The sequence below is a fragment of the Flavobacterium sp. LS1P28 genome, assembly GCF_003970335.1.
Lineage (GTDB): Bacteria > Bacteroidota > Bacteroidia > Flavobacteriales > Flavobacteriaceae > Flavobacterium.
Genome location: NZ_RYDI01000006.1, coordinates 144,002 through 161,410 on the forward strand (window position 1 = coordinate 144,002; position 17,409 = coordinate 161,410).

Here is a 17,409-nt window from a genome sequence, read left to right on the forward strand (position 1 = left end):
AGATTCTCATTAATTATTAAACTATTCTTAGTGAATTGATTTTAAAATTACATATACTAAAAAAATAAGATACTTTTTATTAGAATAAATTACAATAATTTAATTATATTTATTTCAATGAATTATGAATCTAGCTACTTTTTAAGTAAATTTGCACCTCAAAGTTATACTTTTCAATTATGATAAAAGAAAAAACCAATACTACATTGACATTTGAAGATTTCAAAATCGAAGTATTAAATGACTATAAAATAGCCATATTAAGCAGAGAATGCAGTCTTTTAGGACGTAAGGAAGTATTAACTGGAAAAGCTAAATTTGGGATTTTTGGAGATGGAAAAGAAGTACCACAACTGGCAATGGCGAAAGCATTCCAAAATGGAGATTTCCGTTCTGGCTACTATCGGGATCAAACGTTTATGATGGCTATTGGTGAACTTAGTATCCAACAATTTTTTGCCGGATTATATGGTCATAATGATATCGAACAAGAACCAATGTCAGCAGGAAGGCAAATGGGCGGTCACTTTGCTACCCATAGCCTAAATGAAGATGGAAGTTGGAAAAACTTAACAAAACAAAAAAACTCTAGCGCTGACATTTCCCCAACTGCCGGACAAATGCCACGTTTATTAGGACTGGCTCAAGCATCAAAAATTTACAGACAAGTCTCCGGAATACCAAATGCAGCTAATTTTTCTAATCAAGGAAATGAGATTGCCTGGGGCACCATAGGAAACGCAAGTACTTCAGAAGGCTTATTTTTTGAAACTATCAATGCAGCGGGTGTTTTACAAGTACCAATGGTAATGAGTATTTGGGATGATGAATATGGGATTTCTGTTCATGCAAGACATCAAACCACAAAAGAAAATATTTCTGAAATTTTAAAAGGATACCAAAAAGACAAAAACACAAATGGCTTTGAAATTTTAAGAGTAAAAGGGTGGGATTATGCAGACCTGATTGCCACGTATGAAAAAGCTGCCACTATAGCCCGAGAAAATCATACTCCTGTTTTGATACACGTAAATGAATTGACACAACCGCAAGGACATTCCAGTTCTGGTTCTCATGAGCGCTACAAAAATACGGACCGATTGGCCTGGGAAAAAGACTATGATTGCATCCGTCAAATGAGATTATGGATGATTGCTATCAATATTGCTTCTCCTGAAGAAATTGAAGCCATTGATACACAAGCCAAAAAAGATGTTTTAGAAGGCAAGAAAGCGGCCTGGAATGCATTTTTAGAACCCATAATTGAAGAGCAAAAAGAAATAGTCGCTCTATTACAAAAAATAGCCGAAAGCAGCAAAAACAAAGAAGCGATATTAAAACATATCGTTGATTTAAGCAGTATCAAATCTCCTTTGAAAAAGGAAATTCTGGTGACAGCCCGAAAAGTATTGCGTTTAATCCTAAATGAAAATAGCAAAACTGAACTGTCACTTTGGATAAAAACCTACACTGCTAAAACACAAAAGAATTTTAGCAGCAACTTATTTTCGGAAACGGATTTAAATGTGTTCTCTGTCAAAAAAGTTCTGCCTATTTATGCTGAAGATGCCAAGGAAGATACAGATGGACGTATGATTTTGCGGGATAATTTTGATGCAATTTTTACTAAATATCCTGAAACATTAATTTTTGGTGAGGATGCTGGAGCTATTGGTGATGTCAATCAAGGTTTAGAAGGAATGCAAGAAAAATACGGAGAACTCCGCGTTGCCGATGTAGGAATTCGTGAAGCAACCATTTTAGGTCAAGGGATTGGAATGGCTTTAAGAGGTCTTCGCCCTATTGCCGAAATTCAATATTTAGATTATTTATTGTATGCAATTCAAATCATGAGTGATGATTTAGCTACGTTGCGCTATAGAACCGTAGGAAAACAAAAAGCACCATTAATTATCCGTACTCGTGGTCATCGTTTAGAAGGCATCTGGCATTCTGGTTCTCCTATGGGAATGATTATAAATGCCATTAGAGGAATTCACGTTTTAGTTCCTAGAAACATGACTCAAGCAGCCGGTTTTTATAATAGTTTATTAGAATGTGACGAGCCTGCTTTAGTCATTGAGTGCCTGAACGGTTATCGATTGAAAGAAAAAATGCCTTTAAACTATGGCGAATTTAAAACACCAATTGGAGTAGTTGAAACCTTAAAACAAGGAACAGACATTACACTCGTTTCCTATGGTTCTACTTTGCGATTAGTACAGCAAGCTGCCAAGGAACTCCTTGAAATAGGTATAGATTGCGAGATTATCGACCTACAATCTTTGCTTCCGTTTGACATTAATCAAGATGTTGTAAAAAGTATTGCTAAAACAAATCGTCTTTTAGTAATTGATGAGGATGTTCCTGGTGGTGCTTCAGCTTATGTTTTACAACAAATTATTGAGCATCAAGATGGTTATAATTATTTAGACAGCAAACCTCAAACGCTAACAGCAAAAGCACATCGACCTGCTTACGGAACAGATGGTGATTATTTCTCTAAACCTTCAATAGAAGATATTTTTGAAAAAGTGTATGGTATGATGAATGAAGTAAATCCATCAAAATATCCAAATTTATACTAAGATCCAATTCATAAATTAGAATCCCAATTGGAAACGATTGGGATTTTTTTTGATAGAAAAAATACACAAACTCATTTCTAAACAGTCATTAGATAATCCATTATTAGATTGTATATCCCATTTAACGGATAAGCATGAAAAGTTGATGACGTTTTAAAAGAAAAATTCAGCTGCTAAACTCGGTACCTATTTATAAATAAATTCTTAAAATTAGGAGTTAAAAATTATACTTGTACACTCAAATTAAAAGGTTCTATCTGCTAATTAAAAGTTATAAAGCGGGCGTAAAATTTTTATACAGCCTTTTTTTATTTAAATTTAAGCTTTTTAAAACCCAATAAATGACAAAACTAGAAACTATCTTACACAACATTCAAAATGTTAAAGTTATAGATCAAACAATTGATTACAACAGCTACCTGCCATTAGATTTATCCAATACAAATGAAATCTTATCAAAACGAAATATACATACCGCAGTTGCCTTTGAAGAATATATTGAGGATTATTTAGCTCAAAATAATGCAAAAGTTGCGTTTGGAGGATATAATGAAATTAGAAATTTATACAAACGGAGTGAAATTTTTAATGACACGAAAACCGATGAAAGAAACATTCACATTGGTCTAGACTTATGGATCAAGGCAGGAACGCCAGTTCTGGCAGCATTAGACGGATTTATCCACAGCTTCAATTACAATACTGGTGTGGGTGATTATGGCCCCACTATTATTCTGGAACATAAAATAGAAAATCAAAAATTCTATACTTTATACGGTCATTTGTCCCTTGAAAGCATTAGTAACATTAATATTGGTGATGTGTACGAAAAAGGAAGTCAGCTGGCTACATTAGGCGATTCTGCTGTCAATGGTGATTATGCCCCACATTTGCATTTTCAGATTATAAAAAAAATAGCAAAAATCCTTGGTGATTATCCGGGTGTCTGCAGCAAAAATGATTTGAGCTACTATTTGAAAAATTGTCCGGATCCTAATATCCTATTAAAAATTAAATAAATCATGAAAAAAATAATTATTGTATTTAGCATTCTTTTACTTATTGGATGCAAATCAAAAACTATTGTAATTGCCCCAGAACCCGAATTTGAGAACGCTAAAATTGTGAAGCTGGACTTAACAGCAATCGATGCGGATCAAAAAGCCAAAGCGTATGAATTAGGAAAGCGAGTTTTGATGACCTGTAATACTTCAAAATTCAAGCCTTTTAACCTCAATGAAGCCACAACGTCAGTAATAAAAAACACCACCGAAGAAAGACTGACAAAGACCTGTACGCGTTTTCGCCAATATTATGGAACTTTTATTGATCTTCAGTTAGTTGAGGTATATAAAAACAATTTTGACGGAAGTACTCTTTTCAGATACAAGGCATCATATACTAAAAAAGTAGCCAACAAGGAACTTCGAGTTACAATGAATGAAGAAAATAAAGTTTCCTCTATTAAATCATTAGATTGGGTAAATTCATTTTTGATGAAATAATTTTTTAAAAAATAGCACTGCATTTTTTCTTCAGGAATAGTTGTTGCAAAACAGAATAGAAATACTAAATTCCAAAAATAGTTTTAATGCCAATTATTTTAAAATTGCTAGAATATTACTGGTGAAAAATATTTAACGAAATTTACTAATTGTAAAAAATTAATTACTATAATTCAATTGAATATTTCGGATTAATATCCTATTAAAAATAGAATACCTTTAATTATATAACTTATAAGTTAAATTATATAATGTACCTTTATTACTAGAAGCTATTTTTGTCTAAACTGTAAAAGAAATATTTTTGAAACTATATATAAAATACATGGTAAGCAATCGCTGTAAAATTGCAGTGAAAGAAGAGCTAAAAAAACTAAACCTTCACTTTATGGTTGTCGATTTAGGAGAAGTTGAAATTATGGAAAATATTACTTTGGAGCAACGACAACAATTAAAAATTGCTCTTTTAGATTCTGGACTTGAATTGATGGATGACAAAAAGTCAATGCTTATTGAAAAAATTAAAAATATAATTATCGAAATGGTGCACCATTCAACTGAAAATATTAAGATCAATTTTTCCGATTATTTGAGCCAACTCTTAAATCACGACTACACCTATTTATCTAACTTGTTTTCAGAAGTGCAGGGAACCACAATTGAACAATTTATAATTTCACATAAAACAGAACGGATCAAAGAATTAATTATTTACGGCGAATTAAATATAACTGAGATCGCTTGGAAAATGAATTACAGCAGTGTTGCCCATTTATCAAGTCAGTTCAAAAAAGTAACCGGACTTTCCCCTTCTCACTTTAAAAAATTAAAAGATAAAAGACGAAGCCCAATTGAAGAAATCGGGAATTTAAATTAGAACAATCAACACCTTATTTATCTACCTTCATAAATAAAACAGAAATCATTAAAAATCAAGAATCACAATACGCAAGAAGTTTAATAGAAGCCAGTCTGGATCCCATAATTGCAATAAATACGGAAGGGAAAATTACGGATATAAATCAAGCGACAATACATATAACGGGATTTACTCGCGATTTTTTAATTGATTCTGACTTTTTTGATTATTTTACAGAAAAACAAAAAATACAAGACATCTATCATGAAGTTCTCCAGAAAGGGGCTGTGTCTGATTTTCCGCTTACAATTCAAAATAAGAATGGCCGTTTTACGGATGTATTGTTTAATGCCTTTGTATACAAAGATAATTTAGGAACTATAATAGGCGTACTAATTGTTGCTAGAGATAGTGCAAAACAAAAATGGGCGCTAGATTTAAAAATTGCAAACAATGAACTTGCTTTTCAAAACAAGATCAAAGAAAAACGAGCTGCTGAATTAGTTATTGCCAATGAAGAATTGGCTTTTCAAAACAATGAAAAAGAAAAACGCGCGGATGAATTAGTTATTGCCAATAAGGAGCTTTTATTTCAAAGTAAAGAAAAAGAAAAACGAGAAATTGTAAATAAAAAACTAGAGGAACTTACGTACAACGCAAAATTAGCGTATCAGTATTCACTCAGTTTAATTGAAGCGAGTCGTGATCCATTGGTTACAATTAATACCAAAGGAAAAATTACTGACATGAATGAAGCCTTAGTAAATATCACAGGAATCCCTCGAGAGGAACTTACTGATTCTGATTTTTTTGATTATTTTACGGAACAACAAAACGCAAGAGAAGTATATCAGGAAGTATTTGAGAAAGGATCTGTTGCAGATTCACCACTTACACTACGGCATAAAGACGGCAAACTAACAGATGTATTATTCAACGGATCCGTATACAAAGATGACAAAGGAAACATCCTTGGTGTAGTAATTGTTGCCAGAGATGTTACTGAGCAAAAAAGAATTGCGACAGAGTTGATTGAGGCCAGAGTTTTTGCTGAGTTAACTACAGAAATTGCTGAAGAAGCTAAAAAAAATGCTGAAAGCGCCACTATTATAGCAGAGAATGCCGTAAAAGCAAAACAACAATTCTTATCAAATATGAGTCACGAAATACGTACCCCAATGAATGCCATCATTGGATTTACAAAAGTGGTTTTGAAAACAGAATTGACACCCAAACAAAAAGAATACATCAGTGCGATTAAGATGAGTGGTGATGCCCTAATTGTGCTGATCAACGACATACTCGATCTAGCAAAAGTTGACGCAGGAAAGATGACATTTGAAAAAAAACCTTTCAAAATGAAATCATCCATATCAGCTATGCTGCATTTATTTGAAACAAAAATTCAAGAAAAAAACTTACGATTAATAAAGCAATACGACAGTAAAATACCAAATGTACTTGTGGGAGACCCGGTGCGTTTGCATCAGATTATTTTAAACCTCGTGAGCAATGCCGTAAAGTTTACATCAAAAGGAAACATTACAGTAAGCGTACATTTGATACATGAAGACGAAGATCGAGTCATTATTGAATTTGCCGTTACTGATACCGGAATTGGTATCCCAGAAGAAAAAATAGACAAAATATTTGAAAATTTTCAACAAGCTTCCAGTGGAACTTCACGATTGTACGGAGGAACGGGACTAGGTCTGGCAATTGTCAAACAGCTGATAGAGCCACAAGGCGGGACTATAAGGGTAAGAAGTACCCTAAATGAAGGTTCTACATTTAGTTTTACTTTAAGTTTTCAGAAAACAAATGCCGATGTTGAATTAGAAAATGAGTTAATCGAATTAGATACCGAAATCAAGAATATTAAAGTCTTAGTAGTTGAAGATATTCCGCTCAATCAATTGCTAATGAAGACATTATTAGACGATTTTGGATTTGAGTGCGATATTGCCGAAAACGGGAAAATAGCTATCGAAAAACTAAAAGCGAAAGAGTACGATATTATTCTAATGGATTTACAAATGCCAGAGATGAACGGATTTGAAGCTACAGAGTATATCCGTAAGAAAATGAATTCAAAAGTCCCAATTATTGCTTTAACTGCTGATGTCACCACAGTTGATTTAGCTAAATGCAAATCGGTAGGAATGAATGACCACCTTGCAAAACCAGTTGACGAAAGACTGCTGTACAGCAAAATTGTTGGAATATTAAAAAAACCAAAACTGGAAAAACTGAGTGAAAAACTTAATAACGGTTTAAAGGAAAACAATAGTAAAGAGAAAAAAATAAAATGTATTGATTTGATTTATTTGAATCAAAAAACAAAATCAAATCCAACCTTAATGATGGAAATGATATCCCTGTATTTAGTACAAACACCGCCTTTAATGAATACTATAAAGCAAAGTTTAGAGGACAAAAACTGGAAATTATTAGGCGCTGCTGCCCATAAAATGATCCCTTCATTTGCCATAATGGGTATTAACAGTGATTTTGAAAATATGGCAAAAAAAATTCAGAACTTTGCAATTACACAAGATCAATCAGAGGGAATATATGATTTAGTATTACAACTAGAAAAAATTTGTCTGCAAGCCTGTATTGAACTAGAGGAAGAACTTAATATAATTAAAAACACATAATAGTGAAAAACGAAAATAAAATAAAAATCTTCTTAGTAGATGATGATGCATTATTTTTAAAATCTTTAGAAATTGAATTTACCACAAATACTGATTTTATCGTTGAAACCTTCTCTACCGGTGAACACTGCTTGGCAAATATATCCAATAATCCAGATGTGATCATTTTAGATTACCAACTTGATGGTATTGAGAAAAATGCCATAAACGGAATTAAAACTTTAGATCAAATTAAAGCTTTCAATCCAGATATTCCAGTGATCATGTTGTCCTCACAGGATAAGATTGAAATTGCAGTAAACTGTATGCATCACAAAGCATTTGATTATGTAGTAAAAAGTGAAACTGCCTTTATTCGGTTAAATAAAAATATCAAAACTATTTTTAAATATCAAAAAATGACAAAGGAATTGAATTGGTTCATGGATAGAATGTGATACTAAATCCCTTTTTTTTAAGTGTGAATGATGTAACTTTTATAGACAATTATATAACACTCGTAAAGTCTAATCGGAATACATTTGTATTGTAATACCATTATTTACAGCTGTTTGAAGATATTTTTATTTTGTGTATTTGTTTCTAATTAGACTTTCACGAGAAATTACTAAAACTATAGCAATCCATTTAAAAAAAAGAAATATGAATCTTAAAAGAATCTTTGGAACTGTACTTACTTTTCTTGGAATTAGCGGTCTAATCTATACTGCGGTATTATTTTCTAGTGCCTCAGACGATATGAGTGACATTAAATCCCTCCTTATTTATGGCATATTAGGTGCCGTATTTTTCGCTTCAGGTATTAGTCTGATTCGTACAACAAAAGATGAATAATAAAATATCTTCACTCTGCACAACTGTCAAAACAACACTCCATAAATAGAACGGAATTATCTTATAATTTAAATTGTTTTATACCAAATTGACAACTCTATAGCTGTACTTTAAAAGCCATTTGCTCAAGCACACCCACTGGAACTGTTTAATTTCTTGAGTGAGAATGAACATTTTTTAAAATAAAATTCGAAATCAAACATCCCAATCAGATGACACCAAATCAGCAACATACCTTTGTAAAAGAATATTTTTCAAAAGCATAAACGCATCTCCATACAATCACTTTTAAATAAAAAAAAATGAAAACAAGAACCATTGGAATCGCGATGATTTTTTTAGGAGTAATTCTGTTACTTTACAACAGCTTTAACTATGTAACCACTGAAAAAATTGTTGATATAGGCCCAATACAAATAAATAAAAAAGTAAACCATCCAATAAAATGGTCCCCCATTATAGGGGCTGTACTTGCTATTGGAGGAGTTGTTTTAATTATGAAAGACAAGAAACAAAGTAATTAATTACAAAGAATAAATTTTTTATTAATCTGTGAATATTACAAGTTTAAATAAAAGTTATTCAACAACTAATTTAATAAAAAAACTTAAATTTGTATTATATATACTCTTAAAATAAAACTAAAATGAAAATAAGTGCTGATTTAAAAAAAATATTTATGGGTGGTTTAGCAATGCTGATGCTGCTTTCGATTTCTTCATGTGGTAAAAACATTGCTTTTCAAAATTCTATTGTGGTCCCCGCAGCAAATGGCTCGGTAAATGTCACAAAAGACAGTAACAAAAATTATTTGATAAAAATAAAAATATCAGATTTAGCCGAAGTAAACAGATTACAGCCTTCAAAAAATGTTTACGTTGTCTGGATGGAAACAGACGGGGATATTGTGAGAAATATTGGTCAAATAAAAAGCGATAGCGGATTTTTGTCCTCAAAACTTAGAGCAACTTTTGAAACAGTTACAGCCTACAAGCCGTCAAAAATATTTATAACTGCTGAAGATGACGGAGATATTCAATATCCGGGGATGCAGATGATTTTGTCTACCAACAAATTTTAAATTTATAAAACCTACCTGATATGAATCCATACCTGGTAGGTTTTATTTTTAAAAAGTTACCTTTTCTTTTTTTGGAATAGCAATAATCCAAAAAAACCTTAGGACATGAAACCCGCAATAACAATTCTTACTCTGGAATAAACAACCGTATTTTGAATAAATTTACTTTATAACCACTACTTTATCAAGTATTTATTCTAATTATTAAAGATGAAATTCGTGAATTTGATTGCATCTTTTTTAAAAAAATAAAGGTTACCTTAAACTATTTTAGTATGAAAACAGAAAAACAACTTAGCGAATCTATTCTTGAAATTACGATAAAAATACACGACCAGTATCCTGAGTTATCTAAATACCTAGCGGAGATTCCCATCACTGTTCCAATTATTTCAAATCCTGAAATAAATATCCAAACATTAACAAATTACTACAAGTCTTTAGAAAATATCCTTAAAGAATACACTATTAATCACCCTAGAACTGCCAATTAATCAATTTCGGTATATGAAATGAATGAGGCAAAATACATGTGGCTCTAAGCCTTAGTCTGTAACCCGTGAATAATGTAACTAATCCTAAAAGTTATGTAATCGTTTTTAGGTATAAAGAGCTGAACTTTGTAAAGTGACAATTCTTTCACAGGTAATTATCAATAAAGCGGAATGAATCAGATTTAAAAGGAAATTGGAAAGACAAAAATAAAAATCAAAAGAAAAATTTGGAGATTGAAAAAAGTGTGAATAATATAAACTTATCAAAAAGTATTGTAACATAATTATTTTGAAACAGTTGCATCTTTGCAAAGAACAATTTTTTAATTAAAAAATTAAACAAATGAAAAAATCAAAATCAATTATTTTAGCTTCACTATTTGTAAGCCTTATCACTTTTACAACTATTGAAGCACAAGAAAAAACAGCTTCTTTTGGTTTTAAAGGAGGATTAAATTTCTCAAATCTTTACACGGATAATGTAGATGACAATAATGTATTAACAGGTTTTAATGCCGGTTTATATGCTAAGCTTCCCATTACTAATACTATTGCTATTCAGCCTGAGATTAACTATACCACAAAAGGAGCAGAACTGGTGTACAACAATTCTTTTGCTAACGGAACAGCTAAATTCAATGTCAATTATATTGAAGTACCAGTCTTATTGGTAATGAATCTTACCGATAATTTTAATGTCCATGTTGGGCCTTATGCCGCTTATATGGTAAGTGGTAAAACAACCAATGATTCTAACTTATTTAGTTCCGAAAGTGAATTAGACACCAATGATTTCAATAAGTTTGACGCCGGTATCTCCGGAGGTATTGGTATCGATTTAGATGTTGCAAACTTTGGAGTACGATATAATTATGGTTTAACCAAAGTAGGAAAAGAAAGAAATTATTCCGGTACTAATTACACTTATCCTGATGCAAAAAATAGCGTATTGAGCGTATATGTGGGACTTAGACTTAACTAGAAATTAAAATATTAATCATTAAAAACTAAAATCATGAGCAATCTATTATATACCATAGCCGTAATTTTAATTATCTTTTGGGCGGTTGGGTTCTTCGCATACAGCGCGGGATCAATTATTCACATCCTTTTGGTTATAGCTGTAATAGCAGTGATATTGAGACTGATAAAAGGCCGAGGAATTTAAATTCATTGTTATTAAAAATAAACATTATGAAAGCAGATAAAATTATATTAGGAGTATTAGGAGGAGTTGCCGTAGGAGCATTATTAGGAGTCTTGTTTGCGCCTGAAAAAGGAGACAAAACAAGAAGAAAAATCATGGACAAAAGCAATGATTATGCTGATGAACTAAAAGGCAAATTAGACTCTTTATTAGGGACAATAACTCAAAAGTATGAGAAAATTTGGAACGAAGGCGAAAATTTAATTGGCAAGGGAGAAACTAAATTTGTAGAAGCTAAAAAGGAATTTAAAATTTAAAATTTTTAAATTACAGTTAAAAAAAATTCTCAATATCAATTTGTTCCAATTTTCAGTGTGGAAAACAATGTAACTACAGCATAAATGCTTTTTAAAAAAGCAAAAGAAACCATAAAGAATATATAAAAGGTCTTGAAGAAATGATCTTCATGACCTCGCATAGAGTGAGGCAACCTATTGCCAATATCATTGGGTTAGCCAATTTACTTGAGGAATCTATAAATTCCCCAAATGAATTAAAGGAATTTTCAGAGTACATAAAACAATCTACCATAGCGCTGGATATTTTTACAAATGAATTGACAACATTTATTTTTGCATTAGAAAAAAAAGGTAAAAAGAAAAAAAAGACATAAACAGATTATATTCGTATTATTTACAAATCAAGAATGAAAATTCTTGATTTTTTTTATGTCTTTTTTTAAAATTAATTTTTGCATTTTACGCTATTTACTTTTTTGAACTTAAAATTGGACATCGATATAAAACTACAAAAAAGCTTTTAAACTGTAAAGAGATCCTGTAAAAGGCAACTATTCTCTTTTAATATTGCGTTAAGTAAACACAAAATATAACTAATTGATTTTTAATACATAAAAGTAAAGATAACAATTTACAAGAGTAAATCTTGCAAGTAATTTCGCTAATTCCATAACATATTCCTACTTTAATAAACTCACCTTTGTCTGCATATAACTTAATCCCCTAAATAAACAAAAAATGAAAATTAAAAATTTATTAGTAACTTTTGCAATACTATTTATTGCATTAATTTCTGGTTGCGCTAAGGATGACTTTCAAGAAATTGATGGTGTTTGTCCAGAAGTTGTCTCGACAAGCCCTGAAAATGGAGCTATTAATGTAGCACTAGACAAATCGATTACCGTTATTTTCAATGAGGAGATGAACGCATCAACTTTTAACCAATCCTCTTTTACTTTACAAGGCTCCACTTTAGTTACAGGAACTGTTTCATTCAGTGGAACAACTGCTACACTTGATCCTACATCCCCATTATCTGCGAACACAACCTATATCGGTAAAATTAAAACATCCGTTAAAGATGTAATGGGAAATGCATTACAAGTAGACTATGTTTGGACATTTAGTACCGGATCTACAGTTACTCCAATGGTAATAGAAACAGATCCGTTGAACAATGCCACCAATGTATTTCTGAATAAAGTGGTTGCGGCAGAGTTCAATATGCCAATGAATCAAGCGACTGTAAACGCTACCAATTTCACCTTAAAACAAGGCGCTAATTCCGTTGCTGGTACGGTTACTTATAACGGAACAAAAGCTTATTTTGTACCTAGTATTCCTTTAACTGTCAATACCGTCTATACAAGTACGATCACAACTGGAGTCAAAAATATACAAGGAACATCACTTGCAAATAACTTTGTTTGGACATTTACCACAGGCGCCACTAGTGGACCTTCAGTAGTCACAACAGATCCTGAAAATAATTCTTCTGGTGTTGCTCTGAATAAAACTATTACTGCTGGTTTTAGTGTAGAAATGGATCCTACTACTATTAGTAATTCTACCTTTACTTTAAAAAATGGTACTACAGCGGTAGCAGGAGCTATTTCCTATTCAGGGACTACACTTTCCTTTATTCCTACAAGCCCACTTACAGCAGGGACTACTTATACCGCAACAATTAGTACAGCTGCTAAAAATTTAGCGGGTACTCCTCTGGCAAACGATTACGTTTGGAACTTCAGTACTAGTTCAAACTTGGTTGGAAATACAGTAAATCTTGGATCAGCAGAAAGATTTGGAATTTTATCCGGTGTTGGAGTAAGTAATAATGCAGGTTTCAGTGTAATTAATAATATGGATGTGGGTATCAGTCCTGGTGTTCGTTCTTCAATAACAGGCTTTCCTCCCGCTGTTATAATAAATGGTGCTATTTATGCTTCTGATGATACTGCCCCTGTAGGGATTGCTGCCCTGCTAACACAAGCAAAACTAGACCTGACTAATGCATATCTTTTTGCAGAAGGAGCTTCTTATAGTGCGCCAATAACTGTATCCGGTGATCAGGGCGGAAAAACACTTGTTGCAGGTATATACAAATCAACATCCACACTTTTAGTACAAAATGGAGATTTGACTCTTACCGGTTCTGCAACTGACGTTTGGATCTTCCAAGTCGCATCTGCTTTCACTACTGTTGGTGGTGCAGGTGGAAATATAAAACTTAGTGGTGGAGCACTTGCTAAGAATGTGTATTGGCAAACGGGAAGTTCTGCAACTATTGGAAACTACACAAAATTTGAAGGGAATATATTAGCCTTGCAATCTATAACAATGGGAGCATATTCAACTGCAAATGGCAGAATGCTTGCTCGAAATGGAGCAGTAGTAATGACGCACACAAATATAATCTCTAAACCGTAAAAAATGAAAACTAAAAATAATTTCAAAATGGGATCATGCGCTGCATGGTCCCCTAATAATCTGAATTTCAAAAGTGTTGCGATAGTTGCTTTGACATGGTGGAGCATTCAAACCCAAGTTCAGGCACAAGAAACACTAGTAGTAAAATATGCAAAACCTACTTGGCTTTTTGGAGCTGCAGCTGGTGCCAATTTTAATTTTTATCGCGGTTCAACAAATCAGTTGAATGCTAATTTCACACCACCCGCTACTTTCCATGAGGGAGACGGTATTGGACTTTTCATTGCGCCGCTTGTAGAATACAGGCCTGCTGATTCCAGATGGGGCATCATGTTTCAAGCAGGTTATGACAGCCGTAAAGGTTCTTTTGACCCCGTTACTACCGCATGTGACTGTCCTGCAGATTTATCTACTGATCTTAGTTACATCACCGTGGAACCCAGCGTACGTTTTGCTCCGTTCAAATCTAATTTCTATGTGTATGGAGGCCCGCGTTTAGCTTTCAACTTAGACAAATCATTTACCTATCAATTGGGCACTAATACGGCATTTCCGGATCAAGAGACTTCTCCTGAAGTAAGAGGTGATTTTAGTGCCATTAACAAAACAATTTTATCTCTTCAAATTGGAGCTGGATATGACATTCCGCTATCTTCAGACAGCAACAAAACACAATTTATATTGTCGCCTTTTGTCGCTTTCCAACCCTATTTTGGTCAAGATCCACGTGCTACAGAAACATGGAACAATACTACTGTCAGAGCTGGTGTTGCGCTCAAATTTGGACAAGGGAAAAATATTCAGGAAGCAACAGATCTGGCTAAGGACCGTGAAGTACAGTTCTCCGTAAATTCTCCTAGTAATGTTCCGGGAGAAAGAAGAATGACAGAGATTTTCCCACTTAGAAACTATGTGTTTTTTAATCAAGGATCTACTGAAATTCCAAGTCGTTATGTTGTATTAACGAAAGACCAAGTAAAAGACTTCAAAGAAGACCAACTGGAAGTTTTTGTTCCAAAAAAATTGTCTGATCGTTCTAAACGTCAAATGACTGTGTATTATAATGTATTGAACATTCTGGGTGATCGAATGCAAAAAAATCCTACAGTTACAATTATCTTGGTAGGTTCGTCAGAAAAAGGATCCCAAGAGGGTTTAGTAATGGCAGCATCAATCAAAACTTATCTAGTATATATATTTGCTATTGATCCGTCTAGAATCATGACTAAAGGTCAAGACAAACCAACTATACCTTCTGAACAACCAGGCGGAACTCAAGAACTAGTCTTACTTCGTGAAGGCGATCGCAGAGTTTCTATCGAAAGTAATTCACCGGATTTACTAATGGAATTTCAAAGTGGACCTGATGCGCAATTAAAACCTGTACAAATAATAGCACTACAAGAAGCTCCTATTGAAAGCTATGTTAGCTTCAACAATAAAGGAGCCGGTGAAGCCTTATCTTCATGGTCATTACAAATTACTGATGAGCAAGGTACGGTTCAAAATTTTGGACCATATACTCAAGACAAAGTTAAAATTCCTGGGAAAGCAATTTTAGGGAGCCGTCCAGAAGGTGATTACACCGTAAAAATGATTGGTCAAACTAAAAGTGGTAAAATTGTAGAAAAAGAAACTCCTATTCACATGGTACTTTGGACTCCTGCAAAAATGGAGGAAGGCACCAGATATAGTATTATTTATGAATTTAATAAATCTAAAGCAATTGGTATCTATGAAAAATACCTTAGCGAAGTAGTAACCCCACAAATACCTGTTGGAGCAACAGTACTAATTCACGGTCATACTGATAGTATTGGTGAAGAAACCTACAATCAAAACTTGTCTTTAGCCCGTGCTAACGATGTGAAAGGGATCCTTGAAAAAGGGTTATCTAAAGCCGGTAGGAATGACGTAAAATTTGAAGTAACCGGAGAGGGCGAGAATGAAAATAATTCTCCTTTTGAAAACAAAACCCCTGAAGAACGTTTTTACAACCGTACCGTCATAATTGATATAATGCCCGCTATTAAATAAGTAAAATGCACGTATTATAAATTGACAAAGAGGGTAGAAACGCAAAGTTCTATCCTCTTTTTTTGTGCTGAAATTTATTTCAGATATCATGAATAGAAATTCATTTTCATAATTAAGTAGCAAGAAAGATATATTCTCGCAATTATTAAAGAAAATTTTTGCAACAGATTGGGCTGATTAAAAATATTTTAAAGCTATGAAGCGCATTAATCTATGCAAATCTGTGAAATCTATGGAAAGAAATGAAGATCTTTATTACTATTTTAGTCCCAAATTAATACCAATTTTTTTGAATTAATTTATTAGTTCTGAATCTTATAATTTTACAAAGTAAAGGTAAATTAGACGTAATCCCTTTCCAATTTTGATTTTAAACACTTACTTTTCGTAAAAATTTTAGTATTTTTACTTTTCACTTTATTTAAAAACATGACCGAAAACGAGAAAATCCTTACCAAATTCTATAGTGCTATTGCAAATGCAGATTCACCAACAATGTGTAACTGTTATGATTCCAGTATTCAATTTCGTGATCCAGTTTTTGGTCTATTAAAGGGAAATGATGTTTGCCTAATGTGGAAAATGCTCCTCGAAAAAAGCAAAGGGAATATTACAATTAAATTCTCTGCGGTCAAGGCTGATGACTATATTGGCTCCGTACAATTTATAGCTACCTACAATTTCAGTAAGACTAATAGAAAAGTAGTAAATCGTATTCAGGCACAATTTCAGTTTAAAGACGGATTAATTATAAAACACACCGATGATTTTGATATTTTTAAATGGTCCAAACAAGCTTTTGGAATCACCGGATACCTACTAGGCTGGACTGGTTTTTTTCATAAAAAAATTCAAGAGCAAGCCCTTTTATCATTAAAAAAATATAAAGAAACTCAACATGCTGATTGACACCCTGAAAATGCTTTTCATTAGAGATTTAAACATTCTGAAATCCGAAATTGAATCGTATGAAAACGAAAGTGATATTTGGAAAACACAAAAAGGAATCGCTAATTCAGCCGGAAATCTATGCTTGCATATTATAGGAAATCTCAACACATATATTGGAGCCCAATATGGAAAGACGGGTTATATAAGAAACAGACCATTAGAATTTTCACTGAAAGATATTTCAAGAGCAGAATTAGTATCAAAAATCGAAGAAACGATAGTTATCCTTGTCAATGCACTTAATACCCTCTCAGAAGAAGATTTGAAAATGGAATATCCACTTTTAGTTTTAAAGAACAAAACTTCAACTGAGTTCATACTCCTCCATTTGACCACGCACCTTGCCTATCATTTGGGACAAATTAATTACCACAGGCGATTATTGGACGCTTAAATATTTCCCACAATATTCAATTTACTGTAATTCGATTAGTTATAACAAACATCTTTGGACATGCTAACTTAGCCATCACATTAAGTTAAGAAATAATCTTAATTTTAGCCTATGAAACAAGTCCGCAAAA

General features: G+C 32.8%; 18 protein-coding genes. All 18 read left to right on the forward strand.

Annotated features, from left to right (window positions below):
- The first annotated feature begins 179 nt into the window (after positions 1-179).
- The 18 genes from EKL97_RS07185 (at position 180) to EKL97_RS07270 (ending at position 17,279) form a co-directional block, all read left to right on the forward strand.
- Entirely contained in the window at positions 180-2,588 is a 2,409-nt protein-coding gene (locus EKL97_RS07185; RefSeq protein ID WP_126459843.1) for a thiamine pyrophosphate-dependent enzyme, read from the forward strand.
- A gap of 341 nt (positions 2,589-2,929) precedes the next feature.
- On the forward strand, positions 2,930-3,607 hold the full coding sequence (locus tag EKL97_RS07190) for a peptidoglycan DD-metalloendopeptidase family protein (protein ID WP_126459846.1): 678 nt from the start codon (positions 2,930-2,932) through the stop codon (positions 3,605-3,607).
- Positions 3,608-3,610: 3 nt separating this feature from the next.
- Positions 3,611-4,093: a hypothetical protein gene (locus EKL97_RS07195; RefSeq protein WP_126555770.1), complete on the forward strand. Its 483-nt coding sequence runs from the start codon at positions 3,611-3,613 to the stop codon at positions 4,091-4,093.
- A 325-nt stretch (positions 4,094-4,418) separates the two neighbouring features.
- On the forward strand, positions 4,419-4,970 hold the full coding sequence (locus EKL97_RS07200) for a helix-turn-helix domain-containing protein (protein ID WP_126460145.1): 552 nt from the start codon (positions 4,419-4,421) through the stop codon (positions 4,968-4,970).
- A gap of 47 nt (positions 4,971-5,017) precedes the next feature.
- The gene (locus EKL97_RS07205; RefSeq protein ID WP_255416333.1) at positions 5,018-7,612 is read left to right on the forward strand and encodes an ATP-binding protein; all 2,595 of its coding nucleotides are present in this window, start codon (positions 5,018-5,020) and stop codon (positions 7,610-7,612) included.
- A gap of 2 nt (positions 7,613-7,614) precedes the next feature.
- The gene (locus EKL97_RS07210) at positions 7,615-8,049 is read left to right on the forward strand and encodes a response regulator (RefSeq protein ID WP_126459855.1); all 435 of its coding nucleotides are present in this window, start codon (positions 7,615-7,617) and stop codon (positions 8,047-8,049) included.
- Positions 8,050-8,254: 205 nt separating this feature from the next.
- Positions 8,255-8,446: a hypothetical protein gene (locus EKL97_RS07215; protein ID WP_126555764.1), complete on the forward strand. Its 192-nt coding sequence runs from the start codon at positions 8,255-8,257 to the stop codon at positions 8,444-8,446.
- A 302-nt stretch (positions 8,447-8,748) separates the two neighbouring features.
- Positions 8,749-8,970: a hypothetical protein gene (locus EKL97_RS07220; RefSeq protein WP_126555761.1), complete on the forward strand. Its 222-nt coding sequence runs from the start codon at positions 8,749-8,751 to the stop codon at positions 8,968-8,970.
- 122 nt (positions 8,971-9,092) lie between these two features.
- Positions 9,093-9,527, forward strand: coding sequence for a hypothetical protein (locus tag EKL97_RS07225; RefSeq protein WP_197037190.1), 435 nt, complete (start codon positions 9,093-9,095; stop codon positions 9,525-9,527).
- Between the two features lie 275 nt (positions 9,528-9,802).
- The gene (locus EKL97_RS07230) at positions 9,803-10,021 is read left to right on the forward strand and encodes a hypothetical protein (protein WP_126459867.1); all 219 of its coding nucleotides are present in this window, start codon (positions 9,803-9,805) and stop codon (positions 10,019-10,021) included.
- A gap of 343 nt (positions 10,022-10,364) precedes the next feature.
- Positions 10,365-11,003, forward strand: a complete 639-nt coding sequence (locus EKL97_RS07235; RefSeq protein ID WP_126568552.1) for a porin family protein — start codon at positions 10,365-10,367, stop codon at positions 11,001-11,003.
- A 33-nt stretch (positions 11,004-11,036) separates the two neighbouring features.
- Complete coding sequence (locus EKL97_RS07240) at positions 11,037-11,189, forward strand: lmo0937 family membrane protein (protein ID WP_126459873.1); 153 nt, start codon at positions 11,037-11,039, stop codon at positions 11,187-11,189.
- Positions 11,190-11,215: 26 nt separating this feature from the next.
- Complete coding sequence (locus EKL97_RS07245; protein WP_126555752.1) at positions 11,216-11,485, forward strand: YtxH domain-containing protein; 270 nt, start codon at positions 11,216-11,218, stop codon at positions 11,483-11,485.
- A 140-nt stretch (positions 11,486-11,625) separates the two neighbouring features.
- Positions 11,626-11,841 carry a histidine kinase dimerization/phospho-acceptor domain-containing protein gene (locus EKL97_RS07250; protein WP_126576256.1) on the forward strand — a complete coding sequence of 72 codons (216 nt, stop codon included), beginning with the start codon at positions 11,626-11,628 and terminating at the stop codon, positions 11,839-11,841.
- Positions 11,842-12,205: 364 nt separating this feature from the next.
- Positions 12,206-13,897: an Ig-like domain-containing protein gene (locus EKL97_RS07255; protein ID WP_126562179.1), complete on the forward strand. Its 1,692-nt coding sequence runs from the start codon at positions 12,206-12,208 to the stop codon at positions 13,895-13,897.
- A gap of 3 nt (positions 13,898-13,900) precedes the next feature.
- Positions 13,901-15,934 (forward strand): OmpA family protein, encoded by a 2,034-nt coding sequence (locus EKL97_RS07260; RefSeq protein ID WP_126568553.1) that lies wholly within the window; start codon positions 13,901-13,903, stop codon positions 15,932-15,934.
- A gap of 429 nt (positions 15,935-16,363) precedes the next feature.
- Positions 16,364-16,843 (forward strand): nuclear transport factor 2 family protein, encoded by a 480-nt coding sequence (locus EKL97_RS07265; RefSeq protein ID WP_126562180.1) that lies wholly within the window; start codon positions 16,364-16,366, stop codon positions 16,841-16,843.
- Entirely contained in the window at positions 16,833-17,279 is a 447-nt protein-coding gene (locus tag EKL97_RS07270) for a DinB family protein (RefSeq protein WP_126568554.1), read from the forward strand. Before EKL97_RS07265 ends, EKL97_RS07270 begins: the two co-directional genes overlap by 11 nt.
- Positions 17,280-17,409: the final 130 nt, after the last annotated feature.

What these genes read in the sequence shown, in the direction of transcription:
- EKL97_RS07185 (WP_126459843.1), top strand. Translation starts at nt 180, where the DNA reads ATGATAAAAGAAAAAACCAATACTACATTGACATTTGAAGATTTCAAA.
- EKL97_RS07195 (WP_126555770.1), top strand. Translation starts at nt 3,611, where the DNA reads ATGAAAAAAATAATTATTGTATTTAGCATTCTTTTACTTATTGGATGC.
- EKL97_RS07270 (WP_126568554.1), top strand. Translation starts at nt 16,833, where the DNA reads ATGCTGATTGACACCCTGAAAATGCTTTTCATTAGAGATTTAAACATT.
- EKL97_RS07240 (WP_126459873.1), top strand. Translation starts at nt 11,037, where the DNA reads ATGAGCAATCTATTATATACCATAGCCGTAATTTTAATTATCTTTTGG.
- EKL97_RS07215 (WP_126555764.1), top strand. Translation starts at nt 8,255, where the DNA reads ATGAATCTTAAAAGAATCTTTGGAACTGTACTTACTTTTCTTGGAATT.
- EKL97_RS07230 (WP_126459867.1), top strand. Translation starts at nt 9,803, where the DNA reads ATGAAAACAGAAAAACAACTTAGCGAATCTATTCTTGAAATTACGATA.
- EKL97_RS07235 (WP_126568552.1), top strand. Translation starts at nt 10,365, where the DNA reads ATGAAAAAATCAAAATCAATTATTTTAGCTTCACTATTTGTAAGCCTT.
- EKL97_RS07255 (WP_126562179.1), top strand. Translation starts at nt 12,206, where the DNA reads ATGAAAATTAAAAATTTATTAGTAACTTTTGCAATACTATTTATTGCA.
- EKL97_RS07220 (WP_126555761.1), top strand. Translation starts at nt 8,749, where the DNA reads ATGAAAACAAGAACCATTGGAATCGCGATGATTTTTTTAGGAGTAATT.
- EKL97_RS07225 (WP_197037190.1), top strand. Translation starts at nt 9,093, where the DNA reads ATGAAAATAAGTGCTGATTTAAAAAAAATATTTATGGGTGGTTTAGCA.
- EKL97_RS07200 (WP_126460145.1), top strand. Translation starts at nt 4,419, where the DNA reads ATGGTAAGCAATCGCTGTAAAATTGCAGTGAAAGAAGAGCTAAAAAAA.
- EKL97_RS07265 (WP_126562180.1), top strand. Translation starts at nt 16,364, where the DNA reads ATGACCGAAAACGAGAAAATCCTTACCAAATTCTATAGTGCTATTGCA.
- EKL97_RS07250 (WP_126576256.1), top strand. Translation starts at nt 11,626, where the DNA reads ATGATCTTCATGACCTCGCATAGAGTGAGGCAACCTATTGCCAATATC.
- EKL97_RS07245 (WP_126555752.1), top strand. Translation starts at nt 11,216, where the DNA reads ATGAAAGCAGATAAAATTATATTAGGAGTATTAGGAGGAGTTGCCGTA.
- EKL97_RS07260 (WP_126568553.1), top strand. Translation starts at nt 13,901, where the DNA reads ATGAAAACTAAAAATAATTTCAAAATGGGATCATGCGCTGCATGGTCC.
- EKL97_RS07190 (WP_126459846.1), top strand. Translation starts at nt 2,930, where the DNA reads ATGACAAAACTAGAAACTATCTTACACAACATTCAAAATGTTAAAGTT.